At 66.0% G+C, this 18077-nt stretch carries 19 protein-coding genes and 2 tRNA genes; 18 read left to right on the top strand and 3 right to left on the bottom strand.

What is annotated here, in order from left to right; all coding sequences use genetic code 11:
- Positions 1–37 precede the first annotated feature (37 nt).
- From RDU83_02450 to RDU83_02435, 4 genes are all read left to right on the top strand, one after another.
- Entirely contained in the window at positions 38–370 is a 333-nt protein-coding gene (locus RDU83_02450; protein MDQ7839870.1) for a cupin domain-containing protein, read from the top strand.
- Between the two features lie 23 nt (positions 371–393).
- Entirely contained in the window at positions 394–1764 is a 1371-nt protein-coding gene (locus tag RDU83_02445) for a M20/M25/M40 family metallo-hydrolase (GenBank protein MDQ7839869.1), read from the top strand.
- A gap of 55 nt (positions 1765–1819) precedes the next feature.
- Positions 1820–2209, top strand: coding sequence for a DoxX family membrane protein (locus tag RDU83_02440; GenBank protein MDQ7839868.1), 390 nt, complete (start codon positions 1820–1822; stop codon positions 2207–2209).
- A gap of 64 nt (positions 2210–2273) precedes the next feature.
- Positions 2274–2350, top strand: a tRNA-Pro gene (locus RDU83_02435).
- Here the strand turns inward: RDU83_02435 and RDU83_02430 are convergent.
- On the bottom strand, positions 2351–3016 hold the full coding sequence (locus tag RDU83_02430; protein ID MDQ7839867.1) for a site-specific integrase: 666 nt from the start codon (positions 3014–3016) through the stop codon (positions 2351–2353). It lies immediately after the preceding tRNA gene.
- A 318-nt stretch (positions 3017–3334) separates the two neighbouring features.
- Between RDU83_02430 and RDU83_02425 the strand changes: the two genes are divergently transcribed.
- The 6 genes from RDU83_02425 to RDU83_02400 all read left to right on the top strand — a co-directional run bounded on the left by RDU83_02425 (position 3335) and on the right by RDU83_02400 (position 9724).
- A complete protein-coding gene (locus RDU83_02425) occupies positions 3335–4135 on the top strand; it encodes a GntR family transcriptional regulator (GenBank protein ID MDQ7839866.1) in 801 nt (266 codons plus the stop codon).
- Positions 4122–5168: a DUF4392 domain-containing protein gene (locus tag RDU83_02420; GenBank protein ID MDQ7839865.1), complete on the top strand. Its 1047-nt coding sequence runs from the start codon at positions 4122–4124 to the stop codon at positions 5166–5168. The genes RDU83_02425 and RDU83_02420 overlap by 14 nt, the downstream gene beginning before the upstream one ends.
- Positions 5169–5190: 22 nt before the next feature.
- Complete coding sequence (locus tag RDU83_02415; protein ID MDQ7839864.1) at positions 5191–6258, top strand: pyridoxal-phosphate dependent enzyme; 1068 nt, start codon at positions 5191–5193, stop codon at positions 6256–6258.
- On the top strand, positions 6255–7838 hold the full coding sequence (locus RDU83_02410; protein MDQ7839863.1) for an ABC transporter substrate-binding protein: 1584 nt from the start codon (positions 6255–6257) through the stop codon (positions 7836–7838). Before RDU83_02415 ends, RDU83_02410 begins: the two co-directional genes overlap by 4 nt.
- Positions 7839–7899: 61 nt before the next feature.
- Positions 7900–8820: an ABC transporter permease gene (locus RDU83_02405; protein MDQ7839862.1), complete on the top strand. Its 921-nt coding sequence runs from the start codon at positions 7900–7902 to the stop codon at positions 8818–8820.
- Positions 8821–8902: 82 nt separating this feature from the next.
- Positions 8903–9724, top strand: coding sequence for an ABC transporter permease (locus RDU83_02400; GenBank protein ID MDQ7839861.1), 822 nt, complete (start codon positions 8903–8905; stop codon positions 9722–9724).
- Between the two features lie 106 nt (positions 9725–9830).
- On the opposite strand, the gene RDU83_02395 is transcribed toward RDU83_02400, so the two are convergent.
- Entirely contained in the window at positions 9831–10007 is a 177-nt protein-coding gene (locus tag RDU83_02395) for a hypothetical protein (GenBank protein MDQ7839860.1), read from the bottom strand.
- 79 nt (positions 10008–10086) lie between these two features.
- On the opposite strand from RDU83_02395, the gene RDU83_02390 reads away from it, so the two are divergent.
- Complete coding sequence (locus tag RDU83_02390; protein ID MDQ7839859.1) at positions 10087–10752, top strand: hypothetical protein; 666 nt, start codon at positions 10087–10089, stop codon at positions 10750–10752.
- On the opposite strand, the gene RDU83_02385 is transcribed toward RDU83_02390, so the two are convergent.
- Positions 10749–11672, bottom strand: coding sequence for a DUF4352 domain-containing protein (locus RDU83_02385; protein ID MDQ7839858.1), 924 nt, complete (start codon positions 11670–11672; stop codon positions 10749–10751). The genes RDU83_02390 and RDU83_02385 overlap by 4 nt on opposite strands.
- A gap of 136 nt (positions 11673–11808) precedes the next feature.
- Here RDU83_02385 and RDU83_02380 point away from each other — a divergent pair, with 136 nt between their 5' ends.
- The 7 genes from RDU83_02380 to RDU83_02350 form a co-directional block, all read left to right on the top strand.
- A complete protein-coding gene (locus RDU83_02380; protein ID MDQ7839857.1) occupies positions 11809–12813 on the top strand; it encodes an AAA family ATPase in 1005 nt (334 codons plus the stop codon).
- A gap of 6 nt (positions 12814–12819) precedes the next feature.
- On the top strand, positions 12820–13749 hold the full coding sequence (locus tag RDU83_02375) for a DUF58 domain-containing protein (GenBank protein ID MDQ7839856.1): 930 nt from the start codon (positions 12820–12822) through the stop codon (positions 13747–13749).
- Positions 13728–14687, top strand: coding sequence for a VWA domain-containing protein (locus tag RDU83_02370; protein MDQ7839855.1), 960 nt, complete (start codon positions 13728–13730; stop codon positions 14685–14687). Before RDU83_02375 ends, RDU83_02370 begins: the two co-directional genes overlap by 22 nt.
- Positions 14684–15685 (top strand): VWA domain-containing protein, encoded by a 1002-nt coding sequence (locus tag RDU83_02365; GenBank protein ID MDQ7839854.1) that lies wholly within the window; start codon positions 14684–14686, stop codon positions 15683–15685. The genes RDU83_02370 and RDU83_02365 overlap by 4 nt, the downstream gene beginning before the upstream one ends.
- A 33-nt stretch (positions 15686–15718) precedes the next feature.
- A tRNA-Arg gene (locus tag RDU83_02360) sits at positions 15719–15794 on the top strand.
- Positions 15746–16726, top strand: a complete 981-nt coding sequence (locus tag RDU83_02355; GenBank protein MDQ7839853.1) for a tyrosine-type recombinase/integrase — start codon at positions 15746–15748, stop codon at positions 16724–16726. Before RDU83_02360 ends, RDU83_02355 begins: the two co-directional genes overlap by 49 nt.
- Positions 16727–17327: 601 nt before the next feature.
- Positions 17328–18077 (top strand): type I restriction enzyme HsdR N-terminal domain-containing protein (locus RDU83_02350; protein MDQ7839852.1); only part of this gene is annotated, 750 nt, incomplete at its 3' end.

Here is an 18077-nt window from a genome sequence, read left to right as displayed (position 1 = left end):
CACAATGCGGGAGGCCGGAATGCCGGAGGTCGAGACTATGAACGAAGAGAACCGGAGCTACACGCTCGTCCCAGACCTCGCCGCCCTCGCGGAAGCGCCGGCCGAGAGCATCCTCAGCCGAACGATCTACAAAGACGGGCAGGTGAAGGCCATACTCTTCGCCTTCGCCGCCGGCCAGGAGCTCTCCGAACACACCGCCTCGACCGCGGCGATAATCCACATTCTGCAGGGAGAGGCCCGACTGAAGCTGGGCGCCGATGACCTCGATGCATCCTCCGGCGCATGGATCCACATGCCACCGCAGTTGCCCCACAGTCTCTACGCGCGCACCCCGGTCCTGATGCTTCTCTTGTTGCTGCCGCAGCCCTGAATTCCATCCAGGAGGCCTAGAGCATGTCCACTGAGCGTGTTCACCGCTACATTGACAAACACCGCGATGAGTCGCTGGAGATCCTCAAGACCCTGATCCGCCAGCCCAGCATCAGCGCGCAGGATGTGGGCGTCAAGGAGTGTGCCCGGCTGCTGTCAGGGATCATGAAGGACCTTGGGATTCCATCCGAGGTGATCGAAACGCCGACGCAGCCTGTTGTCTACGGCGAGATCACGAGGGACCCCAAGTCCCATACGCTGCTTCTCTACGGACACTATGACGTGCAGCCGCCCGAGCCGCTGGATCTGTGGCACAGCCCGCCGTTTGAGCCCACCGTGCGCGACGGCCGGCTCTACGGTCGGGGCACAGGCGACAACAAGGGGCAGTTGATCACGCACGTGCTGGCGGCAAAGGCCTGGCTGGAGGCCGCCGGCGGTCCTCCGATCAACCTCAAGTTCATTTTCGAGGGAGAGGAGGAGTCGGGATCAGGAGGCCTGGCGGAGTTCGTGCGGAAGCACAGGTCGCGATTGGCAGCGGATCTGGTCTACGTCTCCGACGGCGGTCTGCATCCTACGGGAGCCCCGGTAATCTCCCTTGGGAACCGGGGGATTGTGGGGATCACGCTGATCGCCCAGGGCGCCGACCGCGACAACCACTCCGGCAACAAGGGCGGAGTAGCACCCAACCCTGTCTGGATGCTGGCCCACCTGCTCTCGACCATGGTGGATCCTGCGGGCCGCGTGCTCATCGAGGGGTTCTACGATAACGTGAGACCGGTAGGTCTGGTGGAGGAGCGGCTCCTGGCCGGGATGGAGTACGATTCCCAGGCGTTCGCCGCCACGATGGGTCTGGATACCCTGCCCATGGACGGCCCCACCTACTGGAAGCGGATCATGCTGGAGCCCTACTTCAACATCAGCGGCTTCGCGAGCGGCTATGTGGGCCCGGGATCCAAGACCATCATCCCCACGAAGGCCGAGTGCCGCATTGATGTTCGGCTGGTGGTGGACCAGAAGACCGGAGAGATCTTCGAAAAGGTGAAAGCGCACGTCGCCCGCGTGGATCCCCGGGTGGCGGTGCTGGCCCGTGGTTTCGGAGCAATGGAAGCCAGCCGCACCGCTCCCGACCACCCGGCGGTGGCGGTTGTGGCGGGCGCGATCCGGGCGGTGCGGGGAGTCGAGCCGTTCGTAAACCTGTGCTCCGGCGGCAGCCTGCCCAATGCTGTCTGGCCCACGGTGCTGGGAGTGGATCACATAGGCGTGCCGTACGCCAACGCCGACGAGGGCAACCACGGCCCCAACGAAAACCTGAGCTTGGAGCGCTTCTACGACGGTATCCACGTGAGCGCCGAGGTCTACCAGGCGCTGGCCGATGCCCACGGCACGGCGAGGTAGTGGGAAGGCGAGGCAGTGGAAGAACGAGGCAGCAGGAGAAAAGGGGGGGATGGTCATGGATACGGCGTTCCTGATCGGCAGGATCATCGTCGGCATGTACTACCTCATGAACGCGTACAATCACTTCAGCAAGCTTGAGATGATGAGCGGCTACGCGGCCTCAAAGGGAGTGCCGTCGCCGAAGCTTCTCACGGCCCTGACGGGCGTCCTCCTGCTGATCGGCGGGCTGTCGATCCTTCTCGGCATTCGGCCCGAGCTCGGGGTGCTGGCGCTGGCGATCTTCTTCGTCCCAGTCTCGTTCCAGATGCACAACTTCTGGGCGGTCCAGGACCCCTCGACGAGGACGATGGAGATGGTCAACTTCATGAAGAACATGGCGTTGTTGGGGTCGGCCCTGATGCTTCTGGCGATTCCGCTGCCGTGGCCGTTCAGCCTGGGACGGTAGGCCGGCGCGGAGATTTCACGGGTTCGTTGACGGTGCCGTAAGGCCTCTGATACGATCGCCCTGTCGGGGCGTGGCGCAGCTTGGCAGCGCGTCTGGTTTGGGACCAGAAGGTCGCCCGTTCAAATCGGGCCGCCCCGACCATCAAGGAAGCAAGAGGGACGCGGGTTCCAGCCTTCGGGCCGGACCTGCGTTCGTGCTTCCTGCAGCGGTTGGTGCCTTGCCGGTGCCTTGAAGCAGGGCGTCTAGCCGCTCCCCGACCCCCTCGAAGGCCGACGGCATCAGGTGCCCGTAGCGGTCCATGGTGACCGTGATGGACGAGTGCCCCAGCCGGGCCTGAATCGCCTTCGGGTGAACACCGGCGGCGATCAGCAGGCTGGCGTGGGTGTGCCGCAGGTCATGAAACCGAATCGGCGGCAGCCCGGCCAGGGTCAGGTGGCGTTTGAGCGCCCGGTCCACGTTGTCGGGGTCAACCGGGCCGCCGGTCTGGGACCTGAACACGAAGTCCCGCTCGGGGTCATCCCCGGCCGGTAGCGCCAGCAGGGCTTCTCCCACGGTAGGAGAGACGTCCACCGTCCGACGGGAGGAACGGGTTTTCAGCGCCGCCTCTCGCACCACGGTGTTCTTCCCATAGCGGATGCGCCCGAGGCTGCGCCGCACGTACAGGCGACGCTGTTCCAGGTCGAGGTTACTCCAGCGCGACGCCAACAGCTCGCCCCGCCGGAGGCCGGTGTGAATGGCGACGAGGTAGAGGTTGCGCCAGGGTTCCTCCGGGGTCCGCAACAGTCGGTCGATCTCCTGCGGCCGGATTCTGGTCCAAGTGCCCGTGCGCGATAGCGTCCGTGAAGATGGCCTTCAGGAGTGTTAGGGTGTACCCGACCGTCTTCGGTGCCCGCACGGAGGCCCTCGCAGGATGGCCCCTCCCCGGAGACGGGGTTCCGCGCCCTGTGCGCCGAGCTCAACGCCCTCGATCCCTGCTTCCCAGAGACCAACTACCGCCTGCACTACGAGGTCGCAGAGCCGCCGGCGACGGCCTAATCATTCACTTCAGCGAGAGCGAGGGGGGATGTCAGGAGATCTGAGATCCTGGGCAGGAGTTCTGGTCTGGAGACAGAAAGATATATTGTTATGACGAATGCGATTTCTCGCCGATCGCCGATTCCTCTCTACTACCAGGTGGAGTCCGTACTCCGCGACGAGGTGGCTGCGGGCCGGTATGCTGCGGGGGTACGGCTGCCGACCGAGGGGGACCTCGTCCGCCGCTTTGATGTTAGTCGGATCACGGTCCGGCGGGCTATGGAACGCTTGGTGCAGGAGGGTCTAATATACCGCGTCTCCGGCCGCGGGACATTCGTGAACTCGTTGCGGTCGCACGAGTTCAGGATCGAGCGCGACCCGGTCGATCTGATGGGATTTGAGGATGACATCCGACGCAGTGGATTCGTGCCTGAGGTGCGGGTGCTGCGGCACGACTGGCTAAAGCCGCCAGCGGACGTCGCGGAAGCACTGTGTCTTCCCGCCGGTTCTGACGTGCTGTGGCTCCATCGGCGAGGGACCGCCAGTGGGCGGCCGCTGTGGATCGAGAACCGCTACATCCTTCGATCTTGGGCATCGCGGCTGCGACCCCGCGACTATGTGGTCCCAGGCATTCTCGTTAGACTCGCACGGGAACAGCAGCTTGAGGTAGATCGGGCGCGGGTGCGGATCGGCGCCCGCGCGGCAGGCCGCGAGGAGGCGCGACTACTTGATCTGCGGCCGGGCGCTCCCCTGCTAGTCGCCGAGTTCGCTGTCCAGGCAGGCGGGCAGCCTGCGCAGTTCGTGCGTGCCTGGTTTCGACCTGACCGGTATTCATTTGCCTTCGTGGTGGAACCTGAGACACCGCTGGATCGAAGGACGGCGGCAAGGGAGGCGAGCCGTGGCGGGAAGTGATGAGAAACTACACAAGATGGGTGAGGCAATTGACAGCCTCTGTTCGATCGAGATCACAGGGCGTGGCGTGGTGCGCGACCTCTACCTCGCCGCCAGGGCTGTCCAAGACGGCCCGCTGTGCCTGACCGCCGCCCAGCGCCTGCAGGACCGGGTGGGACCAGGCGACGTTGTCGTGATTGCAACAGGCCTGCCCACCTATCCCTGGTTCTCGGGTGAGCAGGACGGGCCGGTCGGTGCCGGCGCGCTGGCCCGCGCCCTGGTCTTGGGCCTGGCGGCCAGGCCAGTCATCGTCACGGAGGAGATTCACTTAGGGATGTGCCGCGCTGCGATCCGGGGTGCCGGGCTGTATGCACGCGATCTCGACGATGCCCTGCGGCTACCGACGACCGCTGCGGTCTTGGCATTTCCAACCGACCCCGCCGAGGCCATTCACACCGCCGACCGATTGCTGGACCAAGCGCGGCCCAAGGCGCTGATCGCAATTGAGCGTCCCGGAGCCAACGAGCACGGGCACTACCACGGTGCCAAAGGATTCCGACTGACCGAGCATTGTGCGAAGGTTGACGTGCTGTTTGAACGTGGCAGAGCCTCAGGTATCTACACTCTTGGTATTGGCGATGGTGGAAACGAGCTAGGTTGCGGGCTCATCCGGAATGCAGTGGTATCCATGGTTCCTTACGCGGCGGAGTGCAAGTGTCCTTGTGGCGGCTCCGTCGTGCCGGCGTTCCTCCCTGACCATCTCATAATCTCGGCGATCTCCAATTGGGGCGCGTATGGCATCGCCGCTGCTCTGGGGCTTCTGCTGGACCGCCGAGAGGTGCTCCATTCGCGGGACGTAGACTATCGCATACACGACCTCTGCGCAGCGGCGGAGGCCAACAACGACGGCCCGGGGCTTCTTGACCCCGGCACCGATGCAGTCCCGGCCAGAGTGCACGGCGACTTCGTTGAACTGCTGGGGTTCATGGTGCAGAGTGGCATCGACTTCGGCCGTTTGTACAAGGAGCCGCGCTACCCTTGGCTGGCGATCTAGGAGGGTAGAGACCGTGGCCACGATGGTGCAGGAGATGGCCGATCTCAGACGCCGCATCGCAGCGGTCCCGCGCGTGCGCCTGGCTTTACTCCCCACGCCAATTCAGCACTGTCCCAACCTCTCGCGTGACCTCGGTGTCGACCTGTGGGTCAAGCGGGACGACCTGACCGGCCCTGCGTTCGGCGGGAACAAGATGCGCAATCTCGAGTGGCGCATGGCCGAGGCGATCGCGTCAGGCGCCGACATCCTCGTCTTCGGGGTTGAGGCCACCTCAAACTCGGCGCGGCAGACGACCGCAGCGGCCAACATGCTCGGGCTGCCCATGGTGCTAGTGCTGCGGGGCAGGGCCGACGTCGATGTCCAGGGCAACCTGCTGTGCGACCTTGTTCTCGGAGCCGAGGTGCGGATCCTCGACCTTCCCACCTATCACGACTTGGATCGCGCGGTTCAGGACCTGGTGGATGAACTGCGCGCCAGGGGCCGCCGCCCGTTCAGCCTCAACCACGGGAAGATGTTTGCCCGGGCAGCCGCGCTGGCGACAGTCGAGAACTTCCTGGAGATCCAGGAGCTCCTCGAACCGCATGGCCGCCGCCCCGAGCACATCTATGTCTCTTCGGGGGGGAAGGGACTCGCCGGGCTGATGCTGGCGAAGAAGGCACTGGGCCTCCCGGTTCGGGTTGTCGGTATCGCATCCACCAGCAATGAAGATCCCTGGGAGAGCACGGCCCGAATCGCGACGGACGCCGCGGCTCTCCTCGGGCTGCCGATTGCCGTCTCACCAGGTGAGGTCGAAGCCTCGCGGGACTACATCGGCCCGCGGTACGGCGTTCCTACGCCCGAAGGCCTGGACGCCATCCTAGCCTTCGCAAGGCGGGAAGGCCTCGTGCTCGATCCGGTCTACACGGGCAAGGCCGCTGCAGGCATGATCGACCACATCCACCGCGGCTTGGTCCCTCAGGGCGCCACGGTCGTCTTCATCCACACGGGCGGCCAGCCCGCACTGTTCGCGCAGAGCCAGGCACTTGTGGAGCACATCAGGGAGAGAGCGTCGCGTAGGGAAGAATCGGAGGTCAAGGGGGGATTGGTATGAAGCTTCGTGCGGCATTCAGGTTCGCCATCGCGGCGGTGTTGCTGGGATCGGTCTCGGCCGGCGCCCAGGTTGACCGTCCGCTGGTCTACGCGCAGAACGTTCCGGTGACCTCCATGGACACGGCGAGCGCGGCCGTCGGTACCGTCTATCCCGCCGGGTACGAACCGATGTTCCTCGTCTACGACAACCTAGCGGGCTTCAACAACAAGATGCAAATCGTCCCTCAGCTGGCCACCGAGTGGTCGGTATCGCGCGACGATCTGACTTGGACCTTCCGCCTGCGTCGAGGGGTCACCTTCCACGACGGCACACCGTTCAACGCCGACGCGGTGGTCTTCCACATCCAACGGCAGATCGATCCCGGGACCAACCGGTCGAACCGAGTCCTGTGGGATCCGATCTCCAGTGTCCGCAAGGTGGACGACTTCACCGTTGAGATTTCAACCCGGAAGCCATATGGCGCGCTGCTAAATACGTTGGCGCACGGTTCCGGCGGGATTGTGAGCCCGACAGCTGTTCGCCGGCTCGGTGATGGCTTCGGACGGGCGCCGGTGGGGACCGGCCCCTACGCGTTCGAGCGGCTGGATGTGGGTACGGAGCTGGTGCTCCGGCGCAACGACCACTACTGGGGCGGCCGACCCGGTTTCAGCCAAATCATCATGCGGCACATACCCGATCCCACCACTCGCATTGCGCTGCTGGTGGGCGGGAGGGCCGATATCATCAACGCTGTGCCACCGGAGAACGTGGCGGAGCTGCAGAGGAATCCCAACGTCGAGGTGATTGCGCAGCCGGCCCTGCGGACGTTCGGCTTCGCCTTCAATTTGAACCGGCCGTTCTTCCAGGATGTTCGCGTGCGGCACGCCTTCAACTATTCCGTCAACCGCGGCCCGGTCATCAAAGCCATCTTCAAGGACTACGCCACACCCATCGACTCGCCGCTGTCTCCGTTTACCTTCGGCTACGCGCCGATCAGCGCATGGCCGTACGACGTGGACCGAGCCAAGGCCTTGCTGGCTGAGGCCGGGTGGCGCCCGGGACCTGACGGCGTGGTACGCAAGGATGGGAAGGCGTTTGAGATTTCGGTCCTGACGCCGATCGGTATGCTACCCAAAGACATCGAGGTGACGCAGGCGTTCCAGCACTTCCTGCGCGTGATCGGTGTGCGGGCGACGATCAACCGGGTGGAGCCGGCTGCCTTCTGGGACTTCCTTCGGGTCCCACCTGATCGGATCGCGTGGGACATGGTGCTGTTTGGGTTTAACCCTTCGAACGCCGACGGGTGGTATCAGCTTAGCGCGCTGTACGAGAGTAATCCGACCCGCGACGCCCTCCCCAGACAGTGGAACTTTACTTGGTACAGCAACCCCGGAGTGGATAAGTTGCTCAACCAGGCGGAGCAGACGGTCGATCTGGCGAAGCGTGGCCAATTCCTGGCGTCGGCGGCCCGCACCATCTGGAACGACGCGCCCTGGGTGTGGCTCTACGCCGAGAACGTGATTGTCGCCAAGCGGAAGGAGATCAAGAACGTTGAGGTCTGGCCGGTGATCTTCACCGTCCTGCGCAATGCCCAGCCGTAGGCCGGCCGGGAATGCCGCAAGGTGTTAGGGATAGCCCAGACGGACTAGGGAGTGCGCGCCGATGGCTCTGTTTGCCTTGCGCCGCATGCTGCTACTGGCTCCGCAGACGCTGGGCGTCATCACGCTCATCTTCGTCGTCTTCCGTCTCGTACCGGGCGACCCGGCCGTGATCGTCGCCGGGCCAACCGCGACTCAGGTCCAGGTCGAGGCGATCCGCCGCGACCTGGGCCTGGACCGGCCGGTATGGCTGCAGTACCTGGTCTTTCTGCGTGACCTCAGCCGGGGCGATCTCGGCACCTCGCTCAGCCTGCGGCAGCCGGTGACGAAGGTCGTGGTCGGTCGCCTGGGGCCGACCCTTGCGCTCATGGTCGCCAGCCTGCTGCTGACGGTGGCTCTGGCCGTGCCGGCCGGCGTGGCGGCCGCGGTCCGGCCCCACGGCGCGCTGGCGCAGGTGGTGATGGGAACATCCATCCTAGCGCTGTCGATTCCCAACTTCCTCGTCGGCATGATTCTAATGCAGGTGCTCGCGGTGAAGCTGCGCTGGCTGCCGGCGGCCGGCACCGGCGGCCTGGCCTTCCTCCTGATGCCGACGATCGCGGTGGCTGCCCGCCTCGTGGCCTTGGTGAGCCGTACGACCCGCGCCAACGTCATCGAGGTCCTTGGCGAGGACTTCGTGCGCACTGCGCGCGCCAAGGGATTGGCCGCCCGTGTGGTGCTCTACCGCCATGCGCTGCCGCCGGCACTGGTGCCCATCATCACGATGGTGGGGCTGCAGGCCGGCTATCTGCTGGGTGGCTCGATCGTGGTGGAGACGCTCTTCGCCTACCAGGGACTGGGGCAGGCGATGATCAGCGCGGTATCGATGCGGGACTACTTCCTGGTGCAGGGCATCACGCTGTTCTACGTGGCCGGCTTTCTGATCATCAACCTGCTGGTGGACCTCTCCTATGCGGCCGTCGATCCCCGCATCCGCTACGCGTAGGCCACCCCAAGGATTTGCTGATGCGAATTCGTGGGGCCCCCGGCTCCATCGGCCGCCCTTTTCTGCACTCCGCAAGCGTGCGATGCGGCTGGTGCGGGTGCCCAGCGTCGCTGCGGGTCTCGTGCTGGTGGCCGGGTATGCGCTGGTGGGGCTCTTCGCGCCCTGGCTCACGCCGCAGGATCCGAACGCGCTGGATCTGCTGACCGCGCTGCGGCCGCCGTCGGCGGCGCACTGGTTCGGGACCGACGACCTGGGAAGAGATTTGGCCAGCCGCGTGATCGTTGCGGCCCGCGCCGACCTGTCGATCGTGGTCTTGGGAATGCTGCTCTCGTTGGCGATTGCCCTGCCGGTCGGGCTGCTGGCAGGATTTGCCGGCGGCAGGACCGATCGGGTGCTGATAGGCATCTCGGATGCTGTGCTGACCTTTCCCTCGCTGGTGCTGGCGGTAGTGCTGGTCAGTTTGCTCGGCGTCGGCCTGCAGAGCGTCATCGTTGCGGTCGGCGTGACCACCGCGCCGGCCCTGGCCCGGTTGATCCGCAGCTTAGTGCTGACGACCGCGGGTGCGGAGTACGTGGAGGCGGCCCGCGCACTGGGCGCCACACCCTTGCGCCTGATCGGCCGGCACATCCTGCCGAACATCGCCGGCCGCGTGATCGTCTACGCGACACTGATGGGCAGCACCGCCATGCTGACTGTGACCGCGCTGGGTTTCCTGGGGCTGGGGGTGCAACCTCCGGCCCCCGAATGGGGGAACATGCTGGCGACGACGCGCACCTACCTAGCGACAGCCCCGTGGCTGCTGGCTGCGCCGGGCGGCGCGATCATCCTGTTCATCCTCGGGCTGAACCTGCTTGGCGACGGACTCCGCGACCTGTTCGATCCCAAGCTGCTCTGGCGGCCCTAGAGTGCCGGGGTTCGACAGTTGGTAGGTACAGCACCAATGCGCCGCCCGCTTGCGCGGAGGGTGTCCCAAGGGTAGTTGATTTTCCGGGAGCAACCCCCAGCGCTCATTACGCTACCCTCACCTCCTTCCCCTGCATGACAGCGGTCTCGAGGGCGATGCGCAACTGTGGCAACGCCCGATACCCGCGCAGCCGCCGCAGTCGGGGCTCGATCTCCAGCAGCGCGGTCGCGAGCCATCGCGACTTCTGCAGCCTAACTACAGCCAATGGGGTGGGAACTGGCACACTTCGGTGGACTTCTCTGAAAAGCGTCCAACGGTTCAGACCCACCAGGAAAGATGCTCCTGGATGTTGACGGACGAAGATGGAAAGCGCCGGGGTCCTGACTGGATCGCTGGGGCCTTACCTTCAGGACGCCGCGGCGCTGAATCTGCGGGTGGGGCTTGGGCAGGAAGTCAATGCGTACAACCAGCGCATCCAAGTCTTCAACGAGGAATACAGGCAATCCGTCCTTGCGGCGATTCCGCGAGAAGAGTGGTTTGCTGGGCAGGAGAAGCTGGTGAAAGAGCTGGAAGGGGCGGCGAGACGCCAGGATGCCGCGGGAATGGCGGCTGCTGCGACAGAACTGGCAGACAAGACCCAGCGGGAGAGGCGCAGGTTCTCTTCTATGTCGCCGCCTCCCATGACGCGGCGCCTGCATGAGAAGAACCTCGAATGCTTGGCGATCAAGGAAGCACAAGCCCTGATAATGAGGTTCCTAACCAACTGCGCAGCCTCCGGCACGCTTACGACGCCGCAGTGGAATGAGGGGATGCGTCACGTGCATGGAGCGGAAGAGCATCACAAGTCATGCTTTCAGCAGGCGATCGCCCTGGCAGAGGAAGTGGATAGGTTCTTCACTTCCCGGCGCGAACCGCTCGATATAGAAAGAGCAGTCCTGGAGCGGAAACTGGAGAGATACCGTTTCATCGCGCTTGGCCTCCGGCTTGAAAGCGCAGAAGTCGAACTGGCTGGAAGTCGCAGAGACTAGTTGAAGTAGTACTCGTCGGTGCTCGCGCCATCGTTGAAGACGATGGTGCGGGCGCTGCGGCCTGCGGGAATCACGAAGACCAGCGAGCAAGTCCCCGTGTCTCCGGGCCGTACCGAGACCGTTGAGCGGCAGGCATCTGCCTGCCGGAACGAGGACGGGTCGTAACGATAGGTTTCACCATCGCGGTCCGCGAGCGAGAAAAAGTTGGGGTTGAGGACCTTCGCGCCCCGGCCGAAGTTCTTGAGCGTAACGGTCACCATTGCCGAGCGCGCCTGCACGCCGGCGCTGCCACCCGCGCCGGCGTTGCCACTTGCACCTGCACCCGGCGCGGCGCCGTACTTGGGCGGCCGCGCGGTGAGCACGATGTCTCGGGCAGGCCGCTCGTCCGCCAGCAGCGCGCGCACGAAGGCCTTTGGATCGAATACCCCGATTCGGATGACAGTGCCGCTTCCCGTTCCCAGCACGAGCCCCAAGGCGTCGTACCAGAGCACCCGCTCGTCGCCGCCTCCTGACGATGGCGCGCCGTAGGCCGTCGCCGCGGCCGATGCGGGCTGGCCCACGCCCACTCCCCGCTCGGTCCGGTATCGCTCGCTCGTGGTGAGGATCAGCACGACCTGATCGTCGCGCACGCCGGCGGCGGTGCGCTGGCGGTCGTAGTAGAGGTACGAAACGGAGCCTGCGGCGTGCGTGCGGTCGGGCTGTCCCCATCCTGCGGTCTGATAGAGGGTTCGTGCCGGGACGCCCAGTCGCAGCGCGCCCATGGACTGTCCCGGGACCACCAGCCACGCATCGGAAGGAGCGGCGGCCGTGCGCGCCGGGGCAGGGGCAAGCAGGGAGAACCCGGCGAACAGGCAGAGCACCGCGAGCAGGCAGATCCCGGTGATGATTCGCTTCACGGCAAGAAGAATCGAGCGTCGCATACCACAGTGTGATTCGCCGCGACTCGCCTTGACCCCCTTTTGGGGCGGTGCTACCGTGGCGGTAGCGCGTGCGCGAGCAAGAGGGAGGAGCCAGGTGACGAAGCCGCTGGAACTGTTCCAACAGGCCTCCGCGACGATGCGGAAGGTGCTCTACGAGGTCAAGCGCGTGATCGTCGGTCAGGACCTGATGCTGGAGCGGCTGCTGGTGGCGCTGCTCGCACGGGGACACGTCCTGCTCGAAGGCGTTCCTGGTCTGGCCAAGACCCTGGCCATCAAGAGCGCCGCCCGGGCGATTGACTGCGAGTTCAAGCGGATCCAGTTCACGCCGGACCTGGTGCCGGCCGATCTGGTGGGGACCCGGATCTACAACCGGCAGACCAGCGCCTTCGACGTGGAACTGGGTCCGGTCTTCGCCAACTTCGTCCTGGCCGACGAGATCAACCGCGCCCCGGCTAAGGTGCAGTCAGCACTGCTCGAGGCGATGCAGGAGGGGCAGGTGACGATCGGCAAGCAGACCTTCCCCCTTCCGCACCCGTTTCTCGTGATGGCCACCCAGAACCCGATCGAGAGCGAGGGAACCTACCCTCTGCCTGAGGCGCAGGTAGACCGGTTCATGTTCAAGGTGGTCATCACCTACCCCAGCCGACACGAGGAGATCACGATCGTCGAACGGATGAGCGGCGCTCCCCCGGAAGTGAGTCCGGCAATCAGCGCCGCCGAACTGCTCCAACTGCAGGCGGTCGCCGACGCGGTTTACGTCGACGCGAGAATCCGCGAGTACTCCGTGGCGCTCGCGACCGCGACCCGCCGCCCGGACGAGGTGGGGCTGGATCAACTGCGCCGCTACGTCGCCTACGGAGCCAGCCCGCGAGCCTCCCTCAACATGGTATTGGGCGCGCGCGCGCTGGCGCTGCTGCGGGGGCGGGAGTACGTGATGCCGGAGGACATACGGGACATAGCGCCTGAGGTGCTGCGCCACCGCCTGGTCCTTTCCTACGAGGCCCTGGCCGACGGGGTGGGACCCGACTCCCTGGTGGAGCAGGTGATCGCGGCCGTACCTGCACCGCGCCTGGCACTGGGGGATCCATACGAGGCCCAGAGCACCGCGGCAGCCGGGGGCGGGCTTTCCAGGGGGGAATAGCCGGCCGTGCCGGCGGTCGAGTTGCTGGAGACCCCTGAGCAGTTGCTGCGGCGGCTGGAGTTCACCGTCGTGCGTCGCCTGGACGGTTTCCTGTTCGGCGACTACCGGGGTATCTTCTACGGGCCCAGTCTGGATCTGGCCGAAGTCAGGGAGTACCAGCCGGGCGACGAGGTCCGGCGCATAGACTGGAACGTCACCGCGCGGATGCATCGCATCTTCGTCCGGCAGTATCACGAAGAGCGCGAACTGACCGCCTGGCTGCTCGTGGATCTCTCTCCCTCGATGATGTTCGGCACCCGACGCCGCCTCAAGCGCGATCTGGCGATCGAGTTTGCCGGGACCGCCGCCTACATCGTGGCGCGACACGGCGATAAGGTCGGTGCGGTGGCCTTTCCGGGCCGCGGCCAGCCGCTGGTCCCACCCCGTGCAGGCCGGCGCCATGCCCTGCGCATTCTGCACTCCCTGCAGCAGGCCGGGCCCTCCGTGTCGGGGATGGCCGATCCACCTGGGATGACCGATCTTGCCGGCGCGCTCCATGCCGCGGCCGGAATGCTGCGCCGCCGGCACCTTGTCTTCGTGATCTCGGACTTCATCGCGCCTGATGGCTGGGAGAGGCCGCTTTGCGAGCTGGGACGCCGGCACGACGTGGTCGCTGCCTGGATCCGCGATCCGGCGGAAGAGGTCCTGCCCGACGTGGGCTTGATCCCGGTGCGGGATCCCGAGACCGGCCGGCATTGCTGGATTGACACGTCCGACGCGCGGGTGCGTTCTGCGCACGAGGAGCTGGTAAGCGCGCGCCGGGCAAGCGTAACCGCGGCGTTTCGGCGTGCCCGCGTTGACCACCTCGTGTTGTCCACGGCCGCGACGCTGGGGGATCCCCTTGTGGATTTCGTGCTGCGGCGGCGGAGGCGCCTGTGGAGTTCATCTGGCCGCTGATGCTCTGGGCGCTGGCCCTGGCCCCGCTTCTGTGGTGGGGGCACCGGATCCTCGGCCGGCGGCAGCAACGCGCCGCCGGGCAGTTCGCTGAGGCACGTCTGTTCGATCAACTGGTGGTGCGCCCCCCGGGCTGGCAGCGCTCCCTCCCCACCGCGTGCTACCTGATCGCGCTGCTGCTTCTGGCGGTGACAATGGCGCGTCCAGTGGCCGCGTTGCCCATCCCGGTCAACCGCGCCGCGGTTGTGATCGCGGTTGACACCAGCAAGAGCATGATCGCCACCGACGCACAGCCGACGCGCCTGGAGGCAGCACGAAGGGCTGCCCGGGCGCTGGCGGAGATCGTGCCCCGCTCGACCAGGATTGGGCTCGTGGCGTTCAGCGAGTACGGCACCGTGTTGCTGCCGCCCGGCACCGACAGGACCGCTCTCTACGAGGCGCTCGACCGTCTCCAGCCGCAGTCGGCCACCTCGATGGGCGGCGGTATCCTGGAGGCGGTGCGGGTGCTGCCGGGCCGTGCAGGGGGGCCGGGCGACCGTCCGACGCAGTTGATCCCCGGGTCCATCGTGATCTTCTCTGACGGCGTGAGCAACTTCGGCCCGAATCCGGAGGAAGCCGCTGCCCTGGCGCGCGACGCGCGCGTCCGAATCTTCACCGTCGGCGTGGGCAGGCCGGGCGGAACCGTGATGCGGGTGGAGGGCCAGCTCGTGCTTGTGCCGTTCGACGCGGCCGGCCTCCAGCGCATCGCCCAGATCACCGGCGGGCGGTTCTTTCCGAATACAGGCGCGGAGGAGCTGCAGGAGCTCTCGCGGTTGCTAGGCCGGTCCGTGGGGTGGGAGCGCACCCGCCAGGAGATGTCGTTTCTCCTGATGGCGGTGGCAGGCGTCTTCATGCTGGCCGGCGGCGCGCTTTCACTGTTCTGGTTTGGGAGGGTGCCATGACCTTTGAGTGGCCCTTCATGCTGTGGGCGTTGGCGGCGCTGCCGCTGCTTGTCTGGGCGTACCTCCGGCTTCAGGTAAGGCGCCCGCGCGGGGTAATGCTTGTTCCCAACGTCGAGATGCTGGCGCGTGCCGCCGGCGGTCGCGGCAGGTGGCGCAGGTGGGCGCCTCCGGTGCTCTACCTATTGGGCATCGGGATGGTTCTGATCGGTCTGGCACGGCCCACGGCTCCGCTGCCGGTACCCGCGCGAGAGGGCGTGGTGGTGCTCTCCATTGATGTGAGCCGCAGCATGCTGGCCGATGACTTCAAGCCCAACAGGATGGCCGGTGCGAAGCTGGCTGCTCACGAGTTCGTTCGAGCGCTGCCCGGCGGTTTCCGGGTGGGCCTGGTTACCTTCAGCGGTTACGCCACGACGGTCGTGCCGCCGACGGCGGATCGTGCCCGCATCCGCGATGCGATTGACCTGCTTATCCCGGAATCCGCCACCGCGATGGGCGATGGCCTGCTCGAGGCGATCTGGGCTCTGCCTGGCCGTGTTCGACCGCTGGCAGGTGGCGAAGCGCCTCTTGCGCTGCCGCCTGGGGCGTCGCCGGCGCCAGCGGGGAAGCTGCCCCCGGGAGTGATCGTGCTGCTCTCCGACGGGCAGAGCAACCGCGGAACACATCCGTTGGAGGCGGCGCGCAGCGCACGCGATCTCCAGGTAAAGGTCTACACCGTGGGGGTCGGTACGCCTGAAGGCACGACCCTCACCGTCGCCGGACGCAGCATATTGGTGCGCCTGGACGAAGAAACCCTCCGCGGGATGGCGGAGACCGCAGGGGGCGCATACTACCGCACCACTAACGTCGGCGAGTTGCGGCGAGTCTACCGGCACCTGGGCCGACAGATCGGCTGGGAGCGCCGCCCCACCGAGGCTACAGCGCTCGCCGCCGGCGCTGCGCTGGCGTGCCTGGTAGCCGCGGTGGTATTCTCCCGACTGGCGGTGCACAGGGTTCTGTGAGCAGGGGCCTGTGCTATACTCGTGCCTGGCCGCGCGCCTGTAGCTCAGCGGATAGAGCGGCTGCCTTCTAAGCAGCGGGCCGGGGGTTCGAGTCCCTCCAGGCGCGCCAACCCAGTCAGGACGCGGCTTTCAGCCTTTGGCTCCTTCACGAAATCCGCCGAAGAAGCAGACGCTCACCCCTTCTGCAATCTCGTCGAGGCGTTCCTGCTGACGAAGCGCGTCGGCGGCTGCACCGCGAAGACGGTTCAGGTCTACTCTTGGTGGCTGCGCCGGCTGACCGCCGAGGTGCCCGAGGTGACGGCGCTTTCGGTGAGAACCTTCTTCGTCGGACTGCAACACCGCAGCGCCAGCACGCAGCACCAGGGGTTCCGCACGTTGCGAACGTTCTTCCGCTGGTGCGTGGAGGTTGGCATGCTCGCGGCGACGCCATTGCGCGGCTTCACCATGAGGACGCCCAGGACACTGCCCGACGTGCCCACCGAGGACGAACTGCGCGCCGTGCTGGCGGCCTGTCCTGATACTCTGGAGGGCGTCCGCAACCGCACCCTGCTGCTGACGCTCGCCGATGCTGGCCTCCGCGCCGGCGAACTGCTGCACCTGCTCGTCGAGGACTGGCGGCCGGCCGACCGCGGCCTGTTCGTGCGCGCCGGCAAGGGGCGCAAAGATCGCGTCACCTTCATCGGGCCCACCACCACGCGCGCCCTCAAGACGTGGCTCGCGCGTCACCCTCACCCTGCGCCCGAGGCGTTCCTGTTTGCCGACCGGCAGGGCCGACCGCTGAAGACACGGCACCTGCTGACAATCTCCAACCGCCTCAGCGCGAAGGCCGGCCTGCCCGCGCACCGCCGGCTGCACCCGCACGCACTGAGACACTTCGCGGCGACCTCGTGGCTGCGCGGCGGCGCCGGGCTCGACGAGGTGCGCCGGCTGATGGGGCACGAGAGCCTGGCGACAACGCTGCGCTACAGCAACCTGGTGGGGGCTGACCTTCAACGGGCGCACCGGCAAGCGTCGGCGATTGAGCGCCTGCGGCTGGACTAGACCAGTAGGTCGGGGGTTCGACTCCCTCCGGGCGCTCCAGCCGAAACACCGACGGGGCGAGAGTTTCAGCCTTCGCCCCGTTTTCATTCCCCGCCCGCCTAGTACTCTACTACAGCCTAACTGCAGCCTAACTCGGTGGAGACAGTCGCGGGCCGACCCGTGGCGCCCTGGCCGTGTTCATCCCGACGGGGCCCCCCGGGAGGCTGACCTTGGGGACGCGAATCGCGTCACGCGAATCGCTCGGAGGCCAATGGCAAGCGGCCCGAATAGGCGCGCTCCTCAAGGATCAGGGCGTCACGGTACGCTTCCCACGCCTGGCGCGCCGCAGGAAACCCCACGACCCACATCCGTAGGTTGCCCTTGTCCTCCCGGCCAGCCCGCCCGCGATTGGAGCTTGGCGCCCAACAATCGTCGCTCGTTGCGACTCACGTGACGAGGGGTAAGAAGACGCGAAGTGGTCTCCGCTGCCGCGATGAATGGGCCGCTCGGCTCTTGCTTATGCACAACCGCGGGGGAAGTGGAGGAGTACGTGCCCGCCTGCTGAACCCCAGAGATGTTAGGTCACTTCGCGTCGCCGGGGATCTTCATGGGAGGTGCCGGGATGACGGCAAATATCCGCAGGCCACTAAGGAAGTTCCAGCCCATCCTGCTTCAGGCCCAACGGGACAACCTGAACGAGGCCGACACGGTTCAGCGAGTTGTCAAGTTCATGGAGGAGGTCCTTGGCTACGACGTTCTGACCGAGATCAGCCGGGAGGCGCAACTGAAGAGCAAGTACATCGACATCGCCCTCAAGATCGACGGGGTTACGAAGCTACTGGTGGAGGTGAAGGCCGCCGGAGTCACTCTCCGGGACAAGCATATCGAGCAGTCCCAGATGTACGCCTCCCGGAACAACTTCCGTTGGGTGCTCCTGACAAACGGGATTGCCTGGAACCTCTACCACCTCACGTTCGAGGAAGGCATCGAGTACGAGAGGGTGTTCTCGGTTGACTTGGCTGAGGACGACCTGGATTCGGCTGCGGGTCAGTTGGGAATCCTCCACCGCAACGCCATACGGAAGAACGAGCACGAGGAGTTCTGGTCGCGGCAAGCCGCCCTCAACCCCGCCTCCATCGGTCGGGCCCTCTTTCAGGAGATAGTGCTGCTTCTCATACGGCGCGAGATCAAGCGAAAGGAGGGCGTCCTCATTGATCCCGAGGATCTAACGGTCGCCCTGCACGACATGCTGTCACAGGAGGCTCGTGAGCAGATTGGGCCGCCGCGAATCCGAAGGCGTCGTGCTAGGAGAGCAGCGCAACCGCAGGAGCCCGCGTCAGGCACGGAGACAGCCGAAACCGAAGGACGGGCG

The organism is bacterium (genome assembly GCA_031082185.1).
GTDB lineage: Bacteria > Sysuimicrobiota > Sysuimicrobiia > Sysuimicrobiales > Humicultoraceae > VGFA01.
Note: the sequence above shows the minus strand (reverse complement) of the source record. Positions and strands in the feature narration are given on the sequence as shown.